23 protein-coding genes are annotated in these 22805 nt (G+C 60.9%); 8 read left to right on the top strand and 15 right to left on the bottom strand.

Annotated elements, in window-relative coordinates:
* Positions 1 to 34: 34 nt before the first annotated feature.
* Positions 35 to 1558 (bottom strand): sugar ABC transporter ATP-binding protein, encoded by a 1524-nt coding sequence (locus tag RHIBUN_RS0106185; protein WP_025658888.1) that lies wholly within the window; start codon positions 1556 to 1558, stop codon positions 35 to 37.
* Between the two features lie 170 nt (positions 1559 to 1728).
* On the opposite strand from RHIBUN_RS0106185, the gene RHIBUN_RS0106180 reads away from it, so the two are divergent.
* Positions 1729 to 2760, top strand: a complete 1032-nt coding sequence (locus RHIBUN_RS0106180) for a LacI family DNA-binding transcriptional regulator (protein WP_025658887.1) — start codon at positions 1729 to 1731, stop codon at positions 2758 to 2760.
* Between the two features lie 45 nt (positions 2761 to 2805).
* On the opposite strand, the gene RHIBUN_RS0106175 is transcribed toward RHIBUN_RS0106180, so the two are convergent.
* Positions 2806 to 3303 (bottom strand): helix-turn-helix domain-containing protein, encoded by a 498-nt coding sequence (locus RHIBUN_RS0106175; RefSeq protein WP_025658886.1) that lies wholly within the window; start codon positions 3301 to 3303, stop codon positions 2806 to 2808.
* Between the two features lie 220 nt (positions 3304 to 3523).
* Here RHIBUN_RS0106175 and RHIBUN_RS0106170 point away from each other — a divergent pair, with 220 nt between their 5' ends.
* The gene (locus tag RHIBUN_RS0106170) at positions 3524 to 4048 is read left to right on the top strand and encodes a hypothetical protein (protein WP_018856532.1); all 525 of its coding nucleotides are present in this window, start codon (positions 3524 to 3526) and stop codon (positions 4046 to 4048) included.
* A 33-nt stretch (positions 4049 to 4081) separates the two neighbouring features.
* Positions 4082 to 4708, top strand: a complete 627-nt coding sequence (locus RHIBUN_RS0106165) for an isochorismatase family cysteine hydrolase (RefSeq protein ID WP_025658885.1) — start codon at positions 4082 to 4084, stop codon at positions 4706 to 4708.
* A 133-nt stretch (positions 4709 to 4841) separates the two neighbouring features.
* On the opposite strand, the gene RHIBUN_RS0106160 is transcribed toward RHIBUN_RS0106165, so the two are convergent.
* The 9 genes from RHIBUN_RS0106160 to RHIBUN_RS0106120 form a co-directional block, all read right to left on the bottom strand.
* Positions 4842 to 5312, bottom strand: coding sequence for a cupin domain-containing protein (locus RHIBUN_RS0106160; protein WP_018856530.1), 471 nt, complete (start codon positions 5310 to 5312; stop codon positions 4842 to 4844).
* A 128-nt stretch (positions 5313 to 5440) separates the two neighbouring features.
* A complete protein-coding gene (locus tag RHIBUN_RS0106155; protein ID WP_025658884.1) occupies positions 5441 to 5659 on the bottom strand; it encodes a hypothetical protein in 219 nt (72 codons plus the stop codon).
* A gap of 81 nt (positions 5660 to 5740) precedes the next feature.
* Complete coding sequence (locus RHIBUN_RS0106150; protein ID WP_025658883.1) at positions 5741 to 6133, bottom strand: ester cyclase; 393 nt, start codon at positions 6131 to 6133, stop codon at positions 5741 to 5743.
* Positions 6134 to 6242: 109 nt separating this feature from the next.
* Positions 6243 to 7019: a phosphodiester glycosidase family protein gene (locus RHIBUN_RS0106145; protein ID WP_025658882.1), complete on the bottom strand. Its 777-nt coding sequence runs from the start codon at positions 7017 to 7019 to the stop codon at positions 6243 to 6245.
* Positions 7020 to 7185: 166 nt separating this feature from the next.
* Positions 7186 to 8496: a xylose isomerase gene (gene xylA, locus RHIBUN_RS0106140; RefSeq protein ID WP_025658881.1), complete on the bottom strand. Its 1311-nt coding sequence runs from the start codon at positions 8494 to 8496 to the stop codon at positions 7186 to 7188.
* Between the two features lie 39 nt (positions 8497 to 8535).
* The gene (gene xylB, locus RHIBUN_RS0106135) at positions 8536 to 9990 is read right to left on the bottom strand and encodes a xylulokinase (protein ID WP_025658880.1); all 1455 of its coding nucleotides are present in this window, start codon (positions 9988 to 9990) and stop codon (positions 8536 to 8538) included.
* Between the two features lie 18 nt (positions 9991 to 10008).
* Positions 10009 to 11034, bottom strand: coding sequence for a LacI family DNA-binding transcriptional regulator (locus RHIBUN_RS0106130; protein ID WP_025658879.1), 1026 nt, complete (start codon positions 11032 to 11034; stop codon positions 10009 to 10011).
* A gap of 147 nt (positions 11035 to 11181) precedes the next feature.
* Positions 11182 to 12774: a DHA2 family efflux MFS transporter permease subunit gene (locus RHIBUN_RS0106125; protein ID WP_018856523.1), complete on the bottom strand. Its 1593-nt coding sequence runs from the start codon at positions 12772 to 12774 to the stop codon at positions 11182 to 11184.
* A gap of 19 nt (positions 12775 to 12793) precedes the next feature.
* The gene (locus tag RHIBUN_RS0106120) at positions 12794 to 13990 is read right to left on the bottom strand and encodes an HlyD family secretion protein (RefSeq protein WP_025658878.1); all 1197 of its coding nucleotides are present in this window, start codon (positions 13988 to 13990) and stop codon (positions 12794 to 12796) included.
* Positions 13991 to 14144: 154 nt separating this feature from the next.
* On the opposite strand from RHIBUN_RS0106120, the gene RHIBUN_RS0106115 reads away from it, so the two are divergent.
* The 3 genes from RHIBUN_RS0106115 to RHIBUN_RS0106105 all read left to right on the top strand — a co-directional run bounded on the left by RHIBUN_RS0106115 (position 14145) and on the right by RHIBUN_RS0106105 (position 16613).
* Positions 14145 to 14816: a TetR/AcrR family transcriptional regulator gene (locus tag RHIBUN_RS0106115; protein WP_025658877.1), complete on the top strand. Its 672-nt coding sequence runs from the start codon at positions 14145 to 14147 to the stop codon at positions 14814 to 14816.
* A 106-nt stretch (positions 14817 to 14922) separates the two neighbouring features.
* Positions 14923 to 15762, top strand: a complete 840-nt coding sequence (locus tag RHIBUN_RS0106110) for an AraC family transcriptional regulator (protein ID WP_025658876.1) — start codon at positions 14923 to 14925, stop codon at positions 15760 to 15762.
* 101 nt (positions 15763 to 15863) lie between these two features.
* Entirely contained in the window at positions 15864 to 16613 is a 750-nt protein-coding gene (locus RHIBUN_RS0106105; RefSeq protein WP_025658875.1) for a TerC family protein, read from the top strand.
* A gap of 31 nt (positions 16614 to 16644) precedes the next feature.
* On the opposite strand, the gene RHIBUN_RS0106100 is transcribed toward RHIBUN_RS0106105, so the two are convergent.
* Positions 16645 to 17577 (bottom strand): phytanoyl-CoA dioxygenase family protein, encoded by a 933-nt coding sequence (locus RHIBUN_RS0106100; RefSeq protein WP_025658874.1) that lies wholly within the window; start codon positions 17575 to 17577, stop codon positions 16645 to 16647.
* A 93-nt stretch (positions 17578 to 17670) separates the two neighbouring features.
* Between RHIBUN_RS0106100 and RHIBUN_RS0106095 the strand changes: the two genes are divergently transcribed.
* Complete coding sequence (locus RHIBUN_RS0106095) at positions 17671 to 18498, top strand: AraC family transcriptional regulator (protein WP_025658873.1); 828 nt, start codon at positions 17671 to 17673, stop codon at positions 18496 to 18498.
* A 57-nt stretch (positions 18499 to 18555) separates the two neighbouring features.
* Here RHIBUN_RS0106095 and RHIBUN_RS0106090 read toward each other — a convergent pair whose 3' ends face one another.
* On the bottom strand, positions 18556 to 20139 hold the full coding sequence (locus RHIBUN_RS0106090; RefSeq protein WP_025658872.1) for a DHA2 family efflux MFS transporter permease subunit: 1584 nt from the start codon (positions 20137 to 20139) through the stop codon (positions 18556 to 18558).
* A gap of 23 nt (positions 20140 to 20162) precedes the next feature.
* Positions 20163 to 21362 (bottom strand): HlyD family secretion protein, encoded by a 1200-nt coding sequence (locus tag RHIBUN_RS0106085; protein WP_025658871.1) that lies wholly within the window; start codon positions 21360 to 21362, stop codon positions 20163 to 20165.
* Between the two features lie 123 nt (positions 21363 to 21485).
* Here RHIBUN_RS0106085 and RHIBUN_RS0106080 point away from each other — a divergent pair, with 123 nt between their 5' ends.
* Complete coding sequence (locus tag RHIBUN_RS0106080; RefSeq protein ID WP_018856514.1) at positions 21486 to 22142, top strand: TetR/AcrR family transcriptional regulator C-terminal domain-containing protein; 657 nt, start codon at positions 21486 to 21488, stop codon at positions 22140 to 22142.
* Between the two features lie 9 nt (positions 22143 to 22151).
* On the opposite strand, the gene RHIBUN_RS0106075 is transcribed toward RHIBUN_RS0106080, so the two are convergent.
* Complete coding sequence (locus RHIBUN_RS0106075; RefSeq protein WP_025658870.1) at positions 22152 to 22700, bottom strand: glutathione peroxidase; 549 nt, start codon at positions 22698 to 22700, stop codon at positions 22152 to 22154.
* Between the last annotated feature and the right edge of the window lie 105 nt (positions 22701 to 22805).

Here is a 22805-nt window from a genome sequence, read left to right as displayed (position 1 = left end):
ACGGCGCGCCGAGCGCAGCGCCTCCCCGCCACCGTCAGGCGGCTTTCTTCTTCAATCCGGCGGCGTAGCGCATGATCTCCTGCTCGGAGATCTCGTCGCCCTCGAGCAAGCCGACGATCCGTCCCTCGCGCATCACGGCGACGCGCGTGCAAAGGCCGATCACCTCCGGCATCTCCGAGGAGACGACAATGATGGATCGACCGTCGCGCGCCAGCGCGGAGATGAAATGATAGATCTGCTGCTTGGTGCCGACGTCGATGCCCCGCGTCGGCTCGTCGATGATGATGATCTCGGGCTCGGTCTCCATGACCTTAGCAAGCAGCAGCTTCTGCTGGTTGCCGCCCGACATACGCCCGGCAACGATGTTGGTGTCGCGAACCCGGATATCAAAGCGCCGCCTTGCCTTGGCGAGCGCCTGCGCCTCGCTGCTCGGGCTGAGATAGCCGTGTCGCGAATGCTGGCCGAGCGATTGCAGCGTCAGATTGGTCATCATGCCGGAGCGCAGAAGCAGGCCCTTCGACTTCCGATCCTTCGTCATGTAGGCAAGGCCGGCGCGATTGGCGGCATGTACATCGCCTGACGGAATCGATTCACCGCGAATGTGGACCTCGCCCGCGGCACGGTTCCGAAGCCCGGCGACCGCCTCCATCAGCTCCGTGCGACCGGAGCCAATCATGCCTGAGAAGCCGATGATCTCACCCTTGCGGACCTCGAAGCTGGCATCCTGAACATAACCCGTCGAGACACCTTCGACCCGAAGGACGATTTCTTCGTCGACATTGGGCTCGACCTTGGTCGGATAGAGACTTGAAAGCTCGCGCCCGACCATCAGCTGCGCGATGGATTCGCCGTCGAGCATCGCCGTCGGCGCAGTCTTGACCCACTGGCCATCGCGCAGCACGGTCACCCGGTCGGTGATTTCCATCACCTCGTCGAGCTTATGCGATACGAAGATAAAGCTTGTTCCCTTGTCACGCAGCTTGCGCACCTGCCGGAACAGGAAGTTCGTCTCTTCGCGCGAAAGTACGGCTGTCGGTTCATCCATGATGACGACGCGGGCATCGCGACTGATTGCCTTGGCAATTTCCACCATCTGCTTGTCGGCGATCGACAATGTGCCGATGATGGCATTCTCGTCGACATGCGAACCGAGCAGATCGAGTGCCTTGCGGGTCTCGGCGCGCATGTATTTGCGGTCAAGCACGCCGAACCGCGTGACTTCGCGGCCAAGGAAAAGGCTCTCGGTCACCGTCAGATGTTCGGCAAGATTGAATTCCTGGTGGATGAGAACGATGCCGAGCGCTTCGGCCGCGCCGTTGGCCGGCAAGACAACCGGCTGGCCGTCGAGCAGGATCTCGCCCGAACTCGGCTGCTCGAAACCGGACATGACCTTGACCAAGGTCGATTTGCCCGCGCCGTTTTCACCCATGAGAGCATGGATCTCACCGGCACGCAGATCGAAATTGACACTGAAGAGGACTTGCACGCCGCTGAACGACTTGCAGATGCGCCGCGCGGACAACACCACGGGCGCGGTGTCGGCAGAATCCACACTCATTGACTGATTTCCTCCCTGCGGCTCCCATCCGCTTGAAGCCATATGTAAACCTTTACACGACTTATGTAAAGGTTTACATCATTGTTACACACAGATCTGCAGGTCGGCGCGTTTGACCTCCCGGCAAGTCTGTGTAGTGTCGCGGCGAAGGCATCCCAAGGCAGGACGCAGTGTCGAATTCCACGCCCGCAACCATAGAAGACGTCGCTCGGATCGCCGAGGTTTCGATCGCGACGGTATCGCGGGCGATCCACACGCCGGAGAAGGTCGCCAACTCCACGCGCCTGAAGGTCAACCAGGCAATCGCCATCACCGGTTACACGACCAATGCCATGGCGCGCAGCCTGCGGCTCGGTCGGTCGAATATGATTCTCGTGGTTGCTCCTGACATCGGCGACCCAAACTTCTCCAACATTCTGGTCGGCCTCGAGAACGAGGCGCGCGCCCACGGCTACGGCATCCTGATCGGTCACACGCAGAACGATGCGCAGCGCGGCCTCGAATATCTGAAGTTCCTGAATTCCAACCAGGCCGCCGGGCTGATCCTCTTCACCGGCATCCTGCCCTTCGGCCACCAGACGATGACCGCCCGCCTGCCGCCCAGCGTCGGGGTCTTCGAGCCGGTTTTCAACGGCGGCATTCCTTATGTCGGCGTGGATGATGTGGAAGGCGCCAGAAAGGCCGTCGATCTGCTGCTGGCAGAGGGCCATCGCAAGATCGCCTTCATCGGCGATTCGCGCACACGCCTTGCCTATAGCCGCCGGCGTCAGGGCTACGACGCGGGGCTCGATGGGGCGGGCGTTGCACCAGATATGCGCATCGTGCTCGAAGGCGATGGAACGCTAGAGAGCGGCCGCCATGCCGTCGAGCAGCTCTTCATGCGCGACACGCTGCCGACCGCCTTCATGTGCGTCAACGACCAGACGGCGATCGGCGTGATGATCGGACTGAATGCCCGCGGTTACGACATTCCGAAGGACTTCTCCGTGACCGGCTTCGATGACGTGCCGCAGGCCGTGTTCATGTCGCCGCCGCTGACCACCATCCGCCAGCCGCGAACCTTGATCGGAAAGCAGGCCATGGCGCTTCTCCTGGAATTCCTGTCCGACGGCCAACCGGCGGAAACCGAAATCCTGCTGCGCCCGGACCTTGTGGTACGCAACTCCGTTGGCGCACCATCGCGTCGCTGGACGAATCGCTAAAGCGGACGGCGTAGCGTCCGCACCGTCGATACAATCAAACATTGATTATCGACTGCCCTTGAATGTCTCCCATCGCGCTTCCCGTTCGCGCTGATAGGCCGGATTGAGCTCAGTACTCAAATCTTCCCGTCTTATCGGCTGGCCGCACGATTCGCATGTCGGCCCCAGCCCCGCCGGCTTGCCGCAGTAAAGGTGCGTGTATTGCACGGCGCGGCCTTCGTCACCCGACTTCAGCCAGGTCTCGCCCCAGGCGCGCAGCGCCAGTATCACCGGGTAGAATGCTTCGCCCTTTTCCGTCAGGTGATACTCGTAGCGCGGCGGCCGCTCGCTGTAGCGACGGCGCTCCACAATGCCTTCGGCTTCCAATGACTTCAGGCGCGTTGCGATCATCTGCGGGGTCCCGCCAGTTTGCGCCTGAATTTCTTCGAACCGGTGACTGCGCATGAACAGCTCGCGCAGAACAAGCACGGTCCAACGATCCCCGACAACCGCCTCCGAGCGAGCAACCGGGCACAGCGTGTCTGGTGCAGAATATTTCTCCATAGCGTAACTTTCTTTTTCATAGTTACTTGTAGATATGATTTTCATAGTTAATATAAGGCGTCATTAAAGCAAGCGCAACCGGCCATCTGGCCCGCGCTGAAAGGAGCGACATGGCCCAAGCAGGAGCATCGGCAATGCAGGCGCATAGCACTGCCCGCCTCGAGTTGCGTGGCGACGTCGCGCCGAAATCAAGCTCATCCAGCAGCGAAAGGAACCCGTCATGAGTGATCATGAAATCGTCGATTCAAGCTTTACCGCCGTCATCAACGCACCGATCGAGAAGGTCGACATTCCGAAATGGTGCTTCACGCTCCCCGAAGACGAGTACCAACGCTGCTCTCCGGCACACATCGCCGCCGGCTTTACGACGGCCCCCGACGGTAGGCGCATGTCGATCAATGTCGAGACGATCGGCGGCAGCCTGATGGTTCAGCACTATGTCGAGACCCTGGGTGAAAAGGATCACCTGATCCTGGAATCCGTTTCGGATATAGTCACGCCGACAGGCCGCACGACGATCCATGTGCTTTGGGAACTCAGCGTCAAACGAATCGACGATCAGACCTGCGAATTCACGAACCACGTTCGGTCCAGAGCAACGGAAGAATTCAAGGCCTTTCTCGATAGGCAGGGCATTCCTTTCGACGTCTTTCGCGCACAGCGTCAACCGATGTCGATTGCGCACAACAAGGGCGAAACGCCGCTCTTTGCGGCCAGCATCGAGCGTGCCGCACTTCGCAACTAAATCCCGAAACACCTCAGCTTATTGGAGACAGTCATGTCAAAGCCGAATTACAGCAAGCAAACGACCGCCTTGCTCCTCGTCGATCCCTTCAACGACTTCCTGTCCGAGGGCGGGAAGGTTTATCCGCGCCTCAAGCCGATCGCCGATGAGGTCGCGCTTCTCGATAACCTCCGCCGGCTGGATGGCGCCATACGCGCGGCGGGCATTCAAGTAGCCATCGCCCCGCACCGGCGGTGGGAGCCGGGTGATTATGAGGATTGGGATCATCCCAACCCCACCCAACAACGGATCATGCACCAACACCAGTTCGCGCGCGGCGAATGGGGTGGCGAATGGCACCCGGATTTTGCGCCGAAACCTGGCGACATCGTCGCCAAGGAACATTGGGGGCAAAGCGGCTTCGCCAACACCGACCTGGATTTCCGACTGAAGCAGAAGGGCATCACCCACGTGATCGTGGTCGGACTGCTGGCCAATACCTGCATCGATACGACCGCCCGCTACGCCATGGAGCTTGGCTATCACGTGACTCTCGTGCGCGATGCGACGGCCGCCTTCTCGCATGAATTGATACACGCCGCACACGAGCTCAGCGCGCCGACCTTCGCACATGCGATCCTGACGACCGACGAAGTGATTGCGGCCTTGCCCAAGGCGTAACGACTGCATTGGAAGGCGCGCCGGTTCTCCCACCGTCCGCGCCAAGAGGCAACGTGACGCCGCCATCCGACACCGGCCGGGACGTCCCGCCGCGCTTGGCGGCGGGAGCAATTGGCATTCACTCGGCAACTGGCTATTGCGACTTCTGGGGATCATCCGCCGGGTTGACGTACTTGATGCCCCACGGGCCGTTCGTGTTGATTTGGAGTACGGTCTCATCGTCGAAGTAGACGAAATGCGCCGTGCCCGGCGGCAGGGCAAAGAAACTACCCGCAGCCAGTGCCTTCGTGGCACTCCGATCAGCGGTTTTGCCCATGCCAAATTTGGCAGTCCCGGATAGGATCGTCACAACTTCATAGCCAGGATGGGTATGCGGCGGGATCGCATATCCCGACGGCACCTTTAGCCGAAGCGCAAACAAGCCTTTCTTGGTGGGATTGCCGAACAACACCGCCGCTTGTGCTCCGGCCGGAAGCACCTTGGGGGCCTCGACCCACTTGATATCACCGGGAGCGAATATAGTGTGCGCATCCTCCGCCAGAGCGAGCGATGCAGCCCCGCAAAATCCAATCAAGCCGACTGCGAATATCGATGCGATCTTCATGATATCCTCCCTCTCGCCGGGCCTTCAACCTCGGCTGAGTGCTGGGGCAGGCTCGCGAAAGCCAAGAATACGTCCGCAGACCATCTCTAGGCAAGCGTTCCTCGGTCGTCCGACCGACCGCCGGCAGGTCATTTCACCCGCTTGAACACCCATTTCACGACGTATTCGCCGCTTCGCTTCATCTTGGTTTTTGTCTTGACCTGCACCGGCCCGCCCAGAGCAGCCTCGGCGGCTTCAAACGCCTGGCGTGCCTCGGCCATGGCCGCGTGATAGGCGCTGTTGTCGCGCTTGGGACTATCGGCGACGGCCTGCACGAGGGCGCTCCAATCACGTTCACTGTCGCTCATTTATCGACCCCCCGTTCGCAGCAAGGCGGTCTACGCTCTCGAGCCTTTGCTGCGCAAGCGCGAATGATCGAAGCGGCGGCGTCATTGCTGCAGCTGCGATGCGATTGCCGCCTTGTCGATGACAGACCAGACCTCCTCGATCCGCCCGTCCCGGAACTCATAGAACACGTTTTCAGTGAACGAGACCCTCTTGCCGTTCACCGGCATGCCAAACAGGAGCCCTTTCGGCGTGCAATCAAACCGCAGGCGGCTTCCCACGCGGGGCGGCTCGGAAATCAGGAAATCGATGTCGAAATGGAGGTCCGGAATCGCAAGAAAGTCGCCCTCCAGCATCTGGCGATAGCCGGACAGCCCGATTCGCACTCCATTGTAGTGAACATCGGGATGAACGAACTGGTCGAGCGCGGTCCAATTCTGGCGGTTCAGACAGGCGATGTAGTCTCGATAGACGGCAGCAAGGTCGGCTTTGGACACGGGATCGCCTCCGGGTGTTATGGTCCCGAGGCCAAGTAGGATGACGCCGAAATTTGGCAACCGCATATCGGGATGATCCGACCGCTTCGAACGCGACGCAGCCCCTGCGTCACTCCACCAGCCCGAACATAGGGCCGAACCCGCCATGCCAGGACTTGTCGTTGCGCCCAAGGGCCGGACTGTAGAGCCCGACACCGCGGCCACCGTCGAGAAACAGCGCATTCGGGCAGGACAAATGATCGCGGAACAAGCGCGCGAAGTCGTGGAAATTCACCCTGTCTTCACTGACTGCGAAGCGCACCGCGCCATCGGCGCAGATGCCGACCCCGCCACGACGGGTGCGGTCCGTCGATCCGACGATAAAGATCGGGTTCAGCTTGTTGCCGATGACCAGCATCGGACCGGACTGGGTGGCGAACCGGACCTCCGACCGGCGTTTCAAAAATTCTTGCGTCGGAAGTATTCCGGTGGCGGCGCCATCGATGAAGAACACGCCATTCGGCTTTTTATGGAAGTTCGGCACGGGACCCGAGGCGGCGCCGTCTCTCTCCGTGCGGTTGACGGGCCGCAATTCCTGGCCGTCTTCCACATAGAGGCCGATCGGCGAAAAATCAGGCAGATACATGCCGGCATTGACCGCGAACGCCAAGGTCTGTCCCTTGTTGCGAACGGCCTCGGCGACGCTGGAGAAATCCCGATAAGGCTCCCCATCCGCGTTCTTCCAGAACAAGCGCAGATCGCCTTCTTCTTTCTCGACGGTGCAGACGATATAGGCCTCCCCTCCGAAGGTATCCTGCACGCAGGGCCGGGGGGAAGCTGCCCCTGCAGATATCGCCGCTGCCAACATCGCTGCTATGGCAAGCATGCCCTGTCTGAGATAGGTCATCGTAGCCATGCCCTTCTTTTCAGATCGCCATCCGGCCGCCCGCAGTGTACCCTTGGCATCCTATCTCGCCTGAACCGTCAAGGCGACGACCGCGCGCCGTCCCCATCAACGAAAAAGGGCCGGGAAGCTCTCGCTCCCGGCCCTCTCCTCCACAATCAACCGCCGATTAAACGTAACGGTTGACGATGTTTTCGAGCAGTTCCTGCTTGCCGGACTTCGGCTGCGGATTGATGTCCTTGGCTTCGACCCACTCGGCGATCTGCTCGAGCGAGTATTCGCCGCGGGCGAGCTTCTGGCCTTCGGCCGAATCCCAGCCGGCGTAGCGGGCATCGAGCGGGCCGGACAGAGCCTTGTCCTCGATCATCTTGGCAGCAGCCTTGAGACCGCGGGCGCAGGCATCCATGCCGCCGATATGGCCAATCAGCAGATCTTCCGGATCGAGCGACTGGCGGCGCAGCTTGGCGTCGAAGTTGGTGCCGCCGGTGGTGAAGCCGCCGCCCTGCAGGACGTAGTAGTAGGCGAGCGCCATTTCCGGAACGTTGTTCGGGAACTGGTCGGTATCCCAGCCCGACTGGTAGTCGTTGCGGTTCATGTCGATCGAGCCGAAGATGCCGAGCGCGTTCGCGAGTGCCAGTTCGTGCTCGAAGGAGTGGCCGGCGAGGATCGCGTGGCCCTGTTCGATGTTGACCTTCACTTCGTTTTCGAGGCCGTGCTTCTTGAGGAAGCCGTAGACCGTCGCGACGTCGTAGTCGTACTGGTGCTTGGTCGGCTCCTGCGGCTTCGGCTCGATGAGGATCGTGCCCTTGTAGCCGATCTTGTGCTTGTACTCGACGACGAGGTTGAGGAAGCGGCCGAGATGGTCGAGTTCCTTTTTGAGGTCGGTGTTGAGCAGGGTCTCATAGCCTTCGCGGCCGCCCCAGAGAACGTAGTTCTCGCCACCGAGCTTGGCCGTGGCGTCCATGCAGGTCTTAACCGTCGCAGCGGAGTAGGCGAAGACTTCCGGATCCGGGTTGGTGGCCGCACCCGACATGAAGCGGCGGTTCGAGAAGAGGTTCGCGGTACCCCAGAGCAGCTTGACGCCTGATGCGGCCTGCTTTTCGGCGAAGTAGTCGACGATCTCGTTCAGGTTCTTGGTGTTTTCGGCGAAGTTCTTGCCTTCCGGGCGCACGTCGGCGTCATGGAAGCAGTAGTAGGGCGCGTCGAGCAACTGGAAAAGTTCGAACGCAACGTCGGCCTTCAGCTTGGCGGCCTTCATCGTATCTTCGAACCAGGGGCGTAGGAAAGTCTGGCCGCCGAAGGGATCGCCGCCCTGCCAGGCGAAGGTGTGCCAGTAGGCGACCGCGAAGCGCAGATGATCTTCCAGGCGCTTGCCGAGAACGACTTCGTCCTTGTTGTAGTGGCGGAAGGCCAGCGGATTCTTGCTGTCCGGGCCTTCATATTTGATCTTCTGGATGTCGCCGAAAAATCCGGTGCTCATGTCCATGTCTCCTTGGGTTTCGGGATTGTTGTTCTGGGTTCAGTGCTGCAGCGATTTGATCGCCGGATAGAGAGCGCGATAGCCCTTGTAGGAATCTTCGTAAGCGCCGGAGAGCGCCGCGACAGGCTCGATCGTGCCCGCCGTCTTCGGTGGTGTGCAGACCCCAACCGGATCTGCGCCAGTCGCGGCGATCAGGCCGAGGCGGGCCGCGCCAAACGCTGCGCCGAAGTCACCGTCAGCCGGCAGGTCGACCGGCACACCGAGCACCGTAGCAATCGAGGCCAGCCAATAGCGCGAGCGCGAGCCGCCGCCGATCGCGGTGACACGGGAAATATCCGTGCCCGCAGAACGCAGCGCTTCGAGATTGTCGCGGATCGCGAAGGACACGCCTTCGAGAACAGCCTGGGTCAGCACCACGCGGCTGCTCTCATGCTCGAGGCCGATGAACGCACCGCGGATGACGGCATCGTTGTGCGGCGTGCGCTCGCCCGAGAGATAGGGAAGGAAGGTGACGCCCGACGGCGCTTTCAGCGTTTCACCGAGTTCAGTGGTCAGGTCAGCCGCCGACTTTCCCGTGACGCTGGAGTGCCAGTTCAGCGCGTCCGTAGCCGAGAGGATGACGCCCATCTGATGCCAGGTATTCGGCAGCGCATGGCAGAACGCATGCACGGCGCTTTCCGGCTTCGGCAAATAGGCCGCATTGGCCGCGAAGAGAACGCCCGAGGTACCAAGCGACACGAAGGCCGCGCCATCGCTGACCGTGCCCATGCCGCAGGCGGAAGCGGCATTATCGCCGGCGCCGCCGGCAACGACGACACTTCCGGAGATTCCCCACTTGCTGGCCAGTTCGCCGCGCAGCTTGCCGCCCTGCTCCGTGCCTTCGATCAGATGAGGCATCTGCTTTTCATCGAGGCCGGTGACCGCAAGAAGTTCTGATGACCACTTGCGCTTGCCGGTGTCGAGCCACGAGGTGCCGGCAGAGTCCGACATTTCCGAAATGTGCTCGCCGGTCAGCCAGAGGCGCAGATAGTCCTTCGGCAGCAGCACCTTGGCGACCTTGGCGAAGATCTCCGGCTCATGCTTGGCGACCCAGGCAAGCTTTGGCGCGGTAAAGCCGGGGAAAACGATGTTGCCGGTCAGCCTGCGGAAACGCGGATCGGAATCCAGCGCGGCTGCCTCGACAAAAGAGCGCGTATCGTTCCACAGAATGCAGGGGCGCAGCACCTTATCCTCGGCATCGAGCAGGGTTGCGCCGTGCATCTGGCCGGAAAGGCCAATGCCCTTCACGGCAGCGAGTTCCTTCGGATGCTTTGCCTTTAACCCGGATACAGCCTCTTCCGTCGCGCGGATCCAGTGCGAGGGCTCCTGCTCCGACCATCCGGAATGCGGGCGCGAGACGTCGAGCGAACCATTGGCCGAGCCTATGATCTTCTGATCGCCATCGATCAGCATGGCTTTGACGCCGGAGGTTCCGAGATCGAGACCCAGATACATGTGTTTCTCCCTTTGCCGTTACGGCAGATTATCTTTCAGAAATATGTCGAGGCGGATGCGCTCCTGCGCCTCGATGACGGAAAGTCCGTCCGCCTTCGCCTTGAGGACGCGGATAGCGCTGCGCACCTCATGGCCTGCATTCTGGTTCAGAATTGCATCAATCGTTCCATCAAGGAGCGCGGCGCGAGTATGGGCCGTCAATTCGTGCGCGACGACCGTCAGCGACCGGTCGACAGCCTTTTCCCTCAGTGCCTTGATCAGGCCGCGATTACCGGCGCCGAGGCTGTAGACGCCGATGATGCCGCTTTTCTTCGACAACGCATCCGCCACCAGCATATGCGCCATGTCAGGATCGTCGCGCCCCTCAATGACGGGAAGGATGGAGAGCGATGGAAACTCCGCGGCCATGACGGCAGCAAAACCCTCGAGGCGTTCGCGATGGTCGCGGACCAGCATCGAGCCGGCGAGCACCGCGACCTCCCCCTTGCTGCCGCCCAAGAAACGCCCCAACAGCCGTGCGGCTGTGCGCCCGGCGGCAATATTGTCGACACCCGCATAGTGATGCCGCTGCGAACCGGTGAGATCCGAAACCAGCGTCACGACGGGAATACCGTCCTTCACCAGCCGATCGACAGCGTCGCGCACCTCAGGCGCATCGGTGGCGACAAGCGCGACCCCCGAAGGCCGCTCTTCTCCAAGTTCGTCCAGAACCCTGACGAGCGCGCCCGGATCGAACGCCGGCACCTCGACGGTGCGGATTTGCGTTCGCTCCACGGACGACCGCGCAATCGCGGCTTGCACCTCGTCGTTCAGCCCATGCATGAAAGAATTGTCGCTGGTGGGAAGGATGAACACGAGCGGATAGGTCCGGCCCTTGGCGAGATTTGCAGCGGCAACGTCCCTGACATAGCCGATCTCGCGAATGGCGTTCTCGACCTTCTCGCGCGTCACGTGACGCACGCCCGGCCGCTTGTTCAAAACCCGGTCAACGGTTGCCAGGCTGACGCCTGCCGCAGCAGCGATATCGTGGACTGTTGGCCTCATCTCTCCTCCTGACGAGACCTTTAGCTCCAATTTTGATGTACGTAAATCAAAAACTGCAAACGTTTCCGTTCACGTCAAATCTTTATGCAAAAAATGAGGGCCGGCGTGGTGTCCCAGGCCGGCCCTAAACCCTGATTTCAAGAGTGGTCAGTGGCCTCCGCCGCCGCCACCTCCGCCTTGGGGTGCAGGCTTGTCCAGCATCGCAACGCCCAGGATCATCGCCAGAAACAGCACGGTCAGCATCAGGAAAACATCACTGAAGGACAGGACGATTGCCTGCTTCGTCACGAGCCCGACCATCTGCTTGATGGCAACAACCGCGCCATCCATGCCGTAGGCGTCGAAGTTCGCCGCCATGTTGTTCATCTGGTCGATCGCGGCGGGATTTCCCCAATCGATATTCTCGCGCAGCCGCTCGTAATGAACATCCTGCCGGTTCGTCAGCACGGTGTTGATGATCGCCAGCCCCACGGCGCCGCCGAGGTTACGAGTCAGGTTGAAGAGGCCCGACGCGCCGCGCATACGGGCCGGCGGCATCGTGCCGAGCGCGATATTGTTGATCGGCACCATGCACATCATCAGCCCGAAGCCGCGGAAGATCTGCGGAATGAGGAGCTCGTAGAAGTCCCAGTCCTGGGTCAGATGCGTCATGATGTAGGTACCGGCCGCAAAGCTGGCGAAACCGATCACCATCATCAGCCGCAGATCCATCTTCGTCGACAGCTTTCCGGCGATTGGCGCGGTGAAGAACATCGCGAGGCCCGATACGAACATCGTTTCGCCGATCATCAGCGAGTCATAGCCGCGAATGCGCCCGAGATAGACGGGGTAGATATAGGTCAAGCCATAGAGGCCGATACCCATGACGAAGGAAAACACGGAGCCGAAGGCAAAGTTTCGGTTCGTGAAGGCCCTCAGGTCGACGACCGGGAAATCAACGGTGAAGGCCCGATAGAAGAAAACAACGGCAGCGATTGCAGAGGCGATCGCGCCCATGAAGATATAGCTGTCGTTGAACCAGTCGTTGGAATTGCCTTCCTCCAGCACATACTCAAGCGCGCCGAGGAAGACGCCCATCGACAACAGGCCCCACCAATCGAACTTCTTGATCAGCGCGAATTCCGGCTTATCGAAATCGATGAAATTCCAAGTGACGATCGTCACAATGATGCCCGGGACAATGTTGACCAGGAACAGCCAGTGCCACGAGAAGGCGTGGCTGAGATAGCCGCCGACCGTCGGGCCGATGGTCGGAGCAAGCGTGGCGATCAGGCCGATGATCGGCGAGACGATGCTGCGCTTGGAGGGCGGGAAGATCGTGAAGGCTGCCGCAAAGACCGACGGAATCATGCCGCCGCCGATGAAGCCCTGGATGGCGCGATAGACGATCATCTGGTCGATGTTCGTCGCCGTCGCACAGAGCGCGCTCGCCATGGTGAAGCCAGCAGCGGAAGCCGCAAACAGGTATCGTGTCGAGACGATGCGCGCGAGCGTGCCCGACAGCGGAATCATGATGACTTCGGCGATCAGATAGGAGGTCTGCACCCAGCCGATCTCGTCCGAACCAGCGCTGAGGCCAGCCTGGATTTCGGCAAGCGATGCCGACACGATCTGGATATCGAGGATCGACATGAACATGCCGAGCACCATCGCGAAGAACGCGATGAGCTTGCGTGGATCCATATGATCCGTGGCCGCCGGAGTGGCCGGAACGGTTCCAACTGTTGCGCTCGCGGCCATCGGCCTACCTCGTCAGGATTTACTTGGTCGCATCCGGCGCCGTGCGCGTGTCGACATCAACAACCACGCTCAGGCCTGCGCGCAGGCGACCGCTGTCGAGAGCATCCTGCGGCAGCGAGATACGAACCGGCACGCGCTGAATGATCTTCGTGAAGTTGCCCGTGGCGTTTTCCGGGGGCAGCAGCGAGAAGACGGAGCCGGAAGCCGGCGAAATCGATTCAACCGTGCCGACGATCGGATGGTCGCCATAAGCATCGACGTGCACGTTGACCTTGGAGCCCGGCACCAGATGTTGGATCTGCGTTTCCTTGAAGTTCGCGTCGATAAAGAGCTGACGAACCGGGACGAGCGCCATCAGACGCTGGCCGGGCGACACCAGATCGCCCTCCTGCACCGAGCGATTGCCGACGACGCCATCATAGGGCGCTTTCAGGACCGTGAAGGAGAGGTCGCGGGCAGCCTTGTCGCGCGCAAGCTCGAGCTGGCGGATCGTGCCTTCGGCCTCGCGGCGCTGCGCCTGCAGCAGCGTTACATTTGCTTCCGCGGATGCGATCGCCGCATCACCGCCAATCAGGTTTGCCTTTGCCTGGTCGAGAGCAATGTTCGCGGCGTCGAGGTTGGCGGTCGTACCGACAGACTTGGATTGCAGTTCCGCGGCGCGGGTCTGTGTGATCTGCGCACCGCGAACGGTGGCTTCCAAAGCCGTCTTCTGGGCCTTGGCCTGGTCGAGGCTTGCCTGACCACCGGCAATCTGCGCGTCAATACGCTGCAGCGAGAGCTTTTCGGTATCGAGAGAAGCCACCGCCTGATCGAGGGCGAGCTTGTAGTCGCCGTCGTCCAGCGAGGCCAGAACGTCGCCGGCCTTGACCTTCTGGTTGGCAACGACGTTCACCTTGGCGACATAGCCGGTAACCTTCGGCGAGATCGTCGCGATATCGCCTTCGATGTAAGCGTCGTCGGTCGAGACCAGGAAACGGCCCGTCGTCCACCAATCGTAGCCGTACCATGCGGCGCCTGCGAGCAGCGCAAGGCCGATGATTGGCAGGGCAAGACTGCGCTTTTTCTTCTTCTCCGCGGGAACGGCCTGCGTGTCGGCAGGAGCCTGCGGCGCGCGCGGTGCTTCCGCGGTGGGGACTGCTGCTTCCTGAGCCTTGCCCTCGGTTTCAGCAGGTTCGCTGACGATGCGGGCAACATTGGCTTTTGGACTGGACGACATGGGCGACTACCGGCAAATTGAGTGAATTTAATCGAACTGAACGGTTCGGTTCAGTTGACATAGAACCTTTTTCCATTCATATCAAGCTGTATCGAACCACCCGGTTCGATTTTATTAACGAAAAGTTCGCTGATGCGGATATGGTTAAGGAGCTATGACAGAGCTTTCCGATACGCGCGTGGATGAGTCTCCCTCGACAGGCGGCCGATGGGCCGCGGGCGAAGACCCTGCCAAGCGCAAACAAATTCTCGACGGCGCCCGCCGCGTTTTCATGAAACTTGGCTTCGATGCCGCGAGCATGAACGATGTAACGCGCGAGGCGGGAGTTTCAAAAGGAACGCTCTACGTCTACTTCGCCAACAAGGAAGAGCTCTTCACCGCGATGATGGAGAGCGAGCGCGCGGCGTTCGTCGCCAGCGTGCGCAATACTCTCAAGGAATCCAATGATCCCGACGTTGCGCTGCACGACTTCGGGATGACCTTTGTCAGCCATCTGACCGAGGATAAGGTCATCAATGCGATGCGTACGGTCATCGGCGTCCGCGACCGCATGCCGCATCTCTGTCAGCGCTTTTTCACCGGCCCCGAGAACATCCGGACGGTGCTGAAGGACTTCCTGACGAGCCAGGTCGAGGCCGGCCGTTTCGAGATCGACGACATAGAGCTTGCCGCCCGCCAGTTCCTGGAGCTCTGCGGCGGAAGCTTCTTCAAGCTGCGGCTGTTCGGCGACATGGACGCCCCTCCTCCGCGCGAGGAGATGGATCGCGTGGTCAACGGCGCCATCCGCGTCTTCACAGCCGCGTACGGAACCAAGAAGCGATCCTGAACCCACACCTTTGATTTCTTTCTCCGTCCGCGCCAGAATCCCGCAACAGGGATCAAACGCGGCCTGCTGCCCTTCGCTATGAAGGGAATGCAGCCAGGGAGAAGAAATGAGCGCCGTCGGACGTGCGATCTGGTTCATCGAAAGTCATTTCGGCAACGACATTACTCTGGAAGAGATTTCGGACGTTGCCGGCCTTTCGCGCTACCACCTCTCGCGCGTCTTCGGACTCGTCACCGGGCATTCGATCAGCGGCTATATCCGCGCCCGCCGTCTGAGCGGCGCGGCACGGACGCTCGTCGATCAGCCGGAGAGCATTCTCGAGGTTGCCCTCGACGCGGGTTATGGCTCGCACGAGGCATTCACTCGCGCCTTTCGCGACCAGTTCGGCCTGACACCTGAGGCCGTCCGCAAGCAGGGGCACACGCGCAACCTCGCACTACTGGAGCCGATCAGAATGGATCCCACCCGCCTTCCCGAACTCGAGCCGCCACGATTTGAAACCTTGCCGCCGATGCTATTTACCGGCTTGCAGGAGACATATCCCTATGGCGGCAATGCCGCGATTCCCTCGCTCTGGCAAAAATTCAATGTTCATTTCGGCAGCATTCCCGGCCAGGTCGGCAACATCGCCTATGGCGTCTGCACACACATCGAGGGAGAGACAGAGAAATTCCGCTACATGGCGGCCGTGGCTGTCGACGACAGCAGCGACCTGCCGGACGGCTTTGCCACGTTGAAGATACCCGGTCAGCGCTATGCGGTCTTTGCTCATCGCGGCCACGTCTCCGGCATTCCCGCTACGATGCACCAGATTTTCGGGAGCTGGATGCCGAACGCAGGCATGGAGTTCGGCAACATGCCCGACATGTTCGAGCGTTACGACGACCGCTTCGACCCCTATACCGGCAGGGGCCTGACGGAAATCTGGATTCCCATAAAGGAATAAAACGCGCCTTGCTTTCGTATATCCCCTTGCGCGCTTGCCAAGGCAGGCCGCGTCCGTACATTGCGAGCGTCAATTTGTGTGGCGCAAGGGGATAAACGCCGATGCAAGACATTATGATGCTCGTTCAGGACCCGGCCGCCTGGGTGGCCCTCATCACTCTGGTGGTGATGGAAGTGGTCCTCGGGATCGACAACCTCATCTTCATCTCGATTCTCACCAACAAGCTGCCACCAGAGCATCGCGAGAGAGCACGCAAGGTCGGCATCGGCCTTGCCCTCGTGCTGCGACTTGCCCTCCTCGGCATGGTTGCCTGGATCGTTACGCTGACGACGCCGGTCTTCGAACTGTTCGGTCACGGCTTCTCCTGGAAGGACATCATTCTGCTTGTCGGCGGTCTGTTCCTGTTGTGGAAGGCCACGAAGGAAATCCATCACAACGTCGATCCGGCCGATCACAATGAGGATTTCATCGTTTCATCAGCAACAAGAGGCGTTACCGCAGCGATCGGCCAGATCCTGCTGCTGGATATCGTCTTCTCGGTCGACAGTATCATCACCGCCGTCGGCATGACCCCACACGTCCCCATCATGGTCGTCGCCGTCGTTGTGGCCGTAACCGTCATGCTGGTCGCGGCAACGCCGCTCGCGAACTTCATCGAGAGGAACCCGAGCATCGTCATGCTGGCGCTGGCCTTCCTGATGATGATCGGCATGACGCTGTTCGCAGAGGGCATGGGCTACCATGTGCCGAAGGGCTACATCTACGCCGCGATGGCGTTCTCGGCGCTGGTGGAGGTGCTCAACATGTTCGCCCGCAATGCCCGTCAGCGGAAAAAGCAGGGCGGCCACTGAGCCGCCATGGGCACGGCAATGAGGCCGTGCCCTAGAGCATGTCCCCCAGGGTCCAGTGGTTGCCCCATCGGGCATCGATCTCGTCATCGACGTTTTGATAGCGGATATCCATCGACAGTCTGATCCTGTTCGAGGCGCTTTGGTTCGTGGTCGAGGCGTGGATCATGTAAGGGCTGTGCAACACGACATCGCCGGCCTCGTAGTCGGCGACCAGCCAGCGCGTATCGAAGCGCTCTGCCATGTCGGGCAGGTCCTTCGATACCCAGCCGCCCTCGGTCATGTTGCGGTTGAAGGCACTGATCTTTTCTTCCGCAGACAGGTCGAGGCTCTTTCTGGAAAACTCCTCCTCCAGGCGCACACCGATGGCATGCGAGCCCTCGAGGTACACGAGACCACCCATGTCGACTGGGGTGTCGCCGATCGGAATCCAGGCCGTCACCAGCCGGTTGGTGCCGCCACGTAGATAGACCAGATCGTAATGCGCCGGCGTCGCTGTCGTCGTACCGGGTTGGGTAAAGCGCATGATCTTGCGTTTGTGCAGGTAGGAGATGCCGGAAAGAAACTCATCCATGAACTGCGCAAGCCGCGGCTGCGCGCAAAAACCCTCGAAGGCGACCGAGCGGACGAGCGACATCAAAATGCGATCCACCTGGCCTTTGTCCAAACCCGTGCCGGCGGATAGCCCGAGCATCGGATCGGTGCCTGGCGCGACGAGCCCGCCGCGCGCCAGATGCGAAAAAACCCAGCCGCGAAACGCATTGACCACTTGGGGATCAAGAAAGCGCTTCAACCAGACATAGCCGTTTTCGTGATAAAGCCTGCGGATCGCCTCCACACCGATCGACGGATCCGTCGGCTTGAGTTCGCCCAACCGGTTCGCTGCGGTCGAAAGGACTTTCCCGTTGGCGACCGAGTCGATCGTCGGTGGTTGAGCTGGCCGCTGATCCAGGGCAAGACTTGACATTTCGATCACTCCCAAAGCGAAATGGACGCTGCATATGTGAGACACTGGAGATAAACTTGCCATGGACGGAAAGAGCGACTGGACTTTTCGCTCATGACTGAAGCGCCGATCGCTCTCTATCGTTCGCCCTCTTCCGAAGGCATGGCGCTCGCCGTCACGGGGTTTGGCCGGCAGCGCATCGGAACGCGTATCACCAACCGCCGCCTGCCAATGCACGCGGTCGTCCTTGTCGAGGCCGGGGATGGCACGCTGCAGACAGCGAAGGCGGGCCTTCAAGGGATCAACGGGCCGTCGCTCTTCTGGTTGCCGGCCGGCACATTACATTCCTATGGCCCGACGAACGGAACGAGCTGGGAGGAGAGATGGGCTCTCTTCGAGGGGACGCTGATCGCAGACCTGATCCGCCAGCGCCTGATCTCGCCGACAGAACCGGTGGTGCGTCTACAGAACCTGCGTGAGATGCAGCACCTCTTCGGCGCGCTTCATTCGGACTTTGCCGCGGGCGATCCGCTCAGCCTCGCTTCGGCGGCAGCGACGCTTCACCGCATCGCCATCCAATCCGCGCGCCATGCGAACGCCGTCGGCGACAACGGGGCGAACGTCGAGATCGAGTTGATCATCGAGACCGTGCAGCGCCGGGCGTTCGAGCCGGTGGACATGCATTCGCTGGCACAAGAATTCGGCATGTCGCCGGCAACGCTGCGGCGGCATTTCCAGGCTGCCCTCGGCCTGTCGCCGAAGGCTTTCCAGCTGCGCCTTCGTATCGATCGGGCCAAGCAGCTGCTGACGACATCGGATCGGTCGATCGAGGCGATTGCGTATGCCGTCGGTATTGACGATGCCTTCTACTTTTCGCGGCTGTTTCAGGATCGCGAACACTGTTCGCCAAGCGAATTCCGCCGTCACTACCGCAGAACATGACTGTGGCCGGATCGAGTCCGGCCGCAGTCATGCATTGATTCGGTTCAATTGCGCTGTTCAGTGGGCGCCGGCGCCGCCACCGGGCTGCGCCTTGCGCGTGAGCAACAGGGCGAAGGCGGCAATGGCCAGCACGACGCCGATCACAGCGAAGGTGTCGCTAAAGCCAAGGATCAGAGCCTGGCGTCTGACGATCTGACCTAAGGCGACGATGGCTTTCTGGCTGGCGACTGCCGGATCGGAGACGCCGTGTGCCAGGAAGTAGTTCGTGGTTTGGGCGAGGCGATCACGAACCTCATCGCGAGCCAGCGTTACAGACTGCCCGATGATATTCGAATGGAACTGCTCGCGCTCGGTCAGGATCGTGCCAAGCGACGCCGTGCCGACCGCGCCGCCGAGGTTGCGCAGCATGTTCGTCAGGCCCGAGGCAGCCGCCGCATCCGACGCAGCGATACCAGCGGTCGTGATTGCGGTGATCGGGGTCAGGACCAGGGCCTGGCCGATCGCCCGCACGATGTTCGGAATCCAGAACTGATCACCGGCGTTGTTCGCTGACAGCGTGATGTTCATGAAGCAGCTGATCGCGAAGATCGAAATGCCGAGGAAACCGATATAGCGGGCGTCGAAGCGCTTCATCAGCAGCGGAACGAGGGGAATGAGCAGCAGCTGCGGCAGGCCGGTCCAGGCCAGGACATTGCCGATCTGCTCGGCATTGTAACGCTGCACCTGTCCCAGATACTGCGGCAGGATGTAGACGGTCCCGAACAGCGCGACGCCGACGAGCACATTGACGGCGACGCCAATGCCGAAGTTGCGCTGCTTCAGGAGACTGAGCTTCACCAGGGGCTTTTGAACCGTCAGCTCGATCCAGATGAAGGCAGCGAGGAAGACGAACGCCACGATGCTGAGCTTGACGATGAAAGGCGAGGAGAACCAGTCCTCCTTGTTTCCCTCCTCGAGCACCGTCTGCAGGGCGGAAAGGCCGGTCGCCATGGTAACAATGCCGGCCCAGTCACCTTCCTTCAGCAGGTGGAGCTGCATCGGCTGCTTCTCGAGCGTCAGGGCAAGCGCAGCGGCCATGATGGCGCTCGGGAGCGCGTTGATGAAGAAAATGGTCTGCCAGCCGTAGTTCTCCGTGAGATAGCCGCCGATCGTCGGGCCAATGGCCGGGGCAAAGGTGACGGACAGGGCAAAGAGTGCGAGGCCGCGAGGCTGCTGAAACTTTGGCAGCTTGGTAAGCACCATGGTGAACGCCATGGGGATGAGGACACCGCCGGCAAATCCCTGCAGGCCACGCAGCAGGATCATCGTGCCGAGATCGTGGGCGAAGGCACAGGCGATCGAAAAGATCGGGAAGAGAACCGAATTGACGAGAATGTAGCGGCGGAAGGAAAAGACGCTGCTGAAATACGCCGTCAGCGGAATGACGACGATCTCACCGATCAGATACGACGTCGAGATCCAGGCGCCGTTGTCAACGCCGGTGCCGATGCCGCCCTCGATATCGAGGAGCGAGGCATTGGTGATCTGGATGTTGAGGATTGCCATGAACGCGCCGATCATCCCGGCAAGTACGGCAATCCAATCCTTTGCGCTGGCGCCCGGCTGGGAGACGGGGGCAACGGTTGCAGTTGTGGTAGACATGGCACCACCCTCATCCTCTCCGGTCAGGCCCCATCGGCCGCATCGGCGGCCTTGGTGTTGATGCTTGGCTGCACCGACATGCCGGGGCGAAGATCGCCGGCTGCCGCTCCATTGCCGTCGAGCACGATCTTGACCGGGATACGCTGGACGACCTTCGTGAAGTTGCCGGTGGCGTTGTCCGGCGGCAGCAGCGCGAATTCCTGGCCGCTGGCCGGTGCGATGCTGTCGACGTGACCGTGATAAGTGCGGCCCGGGAACGTATCGACTTCGATCTCGACAGGCTGGCCGGCATGCACGTCGGTCAGCTGCGTTTCCTTGTAGTTCGCAACGATATAAGCCGCGCTGGTGGGAACGACCGACATCAGCTGCGTGCCTGCCTGGACGTACTGGCCAACGCGCAGTGTACGGTTGCCAACGGAGCCATCGACCGGCGCCACAATCGTGGCATAGGAGAGATTGAGTTCGGCCTGGCGCTCAAGCGCCTGGCTGCGGGTGAGCGCAGCCTTTGCCTGGGCAAGCTCGGCATTCAGAAGATCGACCTGCTTTACGGCTGCATCGAGGGCGGCGCTGTCGCGCACGATGGTCGCCTGTGCTGCCGCGATCTGCGAGGCGGCCTGCTGCGCGGTCTGGACCGGGGCGTAACCGTTGGTGGCCAGGCTCGAATAGCGCTTGTTGTTCTGCTCGGCGAACGTCTCGTTGGCCTTGTCGACCTCGACCGTGGCGCGGGCGGCGGCGATTGTCGATTGCTGGATCTGGAGGGCCGCCTCCTTCGCATTCAGCGTCGCCGCCGCGGCGGCAACGTCGGCCTTCGCCTGGTCGAGCGCGGCTCGGAAGTCGCGATCATCGATACGCGCAAGCGCCTGACCCGCCTTGACGGTCTCGTTGTCGTTGACGAGTACCCGGGCGATGTAGCCGGAAACCTTCGGCGCGATCGCACTGTTGTCCGCCTTCACATAGGCGTCGTCGGTCGACACGTGGAAGCGACCGACCGTCCAGTAATCGTGTCCGTAGTGGGCACCCGCGGCCACGATCGCGAGGGCGGCTGCGCCAAGCAGGAGCGACCGGCCGGGTCGCTTGCGGGCTTGCGGCACGTCAGCGGCAGCGCGTTGCGCCTCCGCGTGCGGCGGCTTGCTCGCTTCAAGCGTTTCCGGGGTCACCTCTGCGACCGCTGCGGCGGTTGGATCGGCGTTGTTGTTCAGAGCATGCAGCTTCTGGGCGGTCATTGTTTTCTCCGGATCATGGCCGCCGTCGCAAGCGATGCAGCCTCTGATGCACAAAATGGAAAATTGACGTTTTCCAAAATATGCTCTATAAAATGGATGTCAACTTGAATTTGGAAAATACCGATGGTCCAAAATCACAAGATCGAGAGAAGGCCGCGCGGCAGACCGCAGGCGCGGTGCGACGAGGACACCAGGAGCGTCATCATCGAGGCTGCCAACAAGCAGTTTCACGCGAACGGATATGCAACGGCGTGCATCGCGGATATTGCGCAGGAAGCGGGCGTCTCGACGAAGACGCTCTACAGGCTGTTTCCGACGAAAGCCGACCTCTTTTCGGACCTGATCACCGATCGCATTGGACGCTTTTTGCTGGCTCTCGACCCGACTACGCTTGCCGCGGCCGATCTTCGCCAGGGACTGGAGCGGATGCTGATGGCTTACGGCATGCTGACGCTTTCGGACGACACAATCACGATGATGCGGCTTGTGATCGGCGAGTCCGACCGCTTCCCCGAGATCTCCGCTTCCTTCTACGAAAAAGCCATCGTCCGAACGAATGCGCTGATGGAGGGGTGGCTGCGCAAGCAGGTTGATCGCGGCGTCATCGCTCTCGAAGACCCGCATGCGGCCTGCGGCATGCTGCGCGGCATGATGGCCATGGAGCCCCAGCGCGCCGCCATGCTGCGCCAGCAGCCGGCGCCGGGGATTGAGGAGATCGCGGCCCGGGCGAAAATGTGCGCCGACCTGTTTCTGAACGGCGCAGCAGTCGCTCCGGCTTAATACCCGGTCTTATTCGGTCTTTGAAAGTTCCTTGTCGATGGCCGAAACCAGTCGCTGGTCATCTGCCGTCACGTCAGGCGCAAACCGCGCCACGATCTTGCCATCGCGACCGATCAGGAACTTTTCGAAGTTCCAGAGAATTTCACTCTTATCGTCGGTCGCCAGGCCATTGCTGCGCAGCCGCTCCCGCATCGGACCTTCGCCGACGGCAGTCCCGGCAGCCGCCGTCAGGTTCTGGTAGAGCGGATGCTTGTCCCCGCCCTTGACGGAGATCTTCGAGAAGATCGGAAACTTCACGTCATAGGTCAGCGTGCAGAACTCGACGATCTCGGCATCCGTACCCGGCTCCTGCCCCTTGAAATTGTTTGCCGGAAAGGCGGCAATCACGAAGCCGCGCTCTCGCTTGTCCTCATAGAGCTTCTCAAGCCCTTCATATTGAACGGTGAGGCCGCATTTGGAGGCGACATTGACGACCAAAATCACCTGGCCGCGGTGATCGTTCAGCGTTGTCTCGCGACCATCGGCCAGCTTCACCGGTATATTCAAAAGATCCGTCATCGCTATCTCCACCATGAATTCCGCCGCGGAAGCTATACCCAACGGAGCGTTTGTCCAGCGGGCAGATCCGGTCCACTGACAAAATCAATTAAAACAGCTAGTTTG

Origin of the sequence: Rhizobium sp. IBUN (assembly GCF_000510625.1) — a bacterium.
GTDB classification, from domain to species: Bacteria; Pseudomonadota; Alphaproteobacteria; order Rhizobiales; family Rhizobiaceae; genus Rhizobium; species Rhizobium altiplani.
The sequence above is the reverse complement of the archived record's forward strand: the minus strand, read 5'-3'. Positions and strand labels throughout refer to the sequence as shown.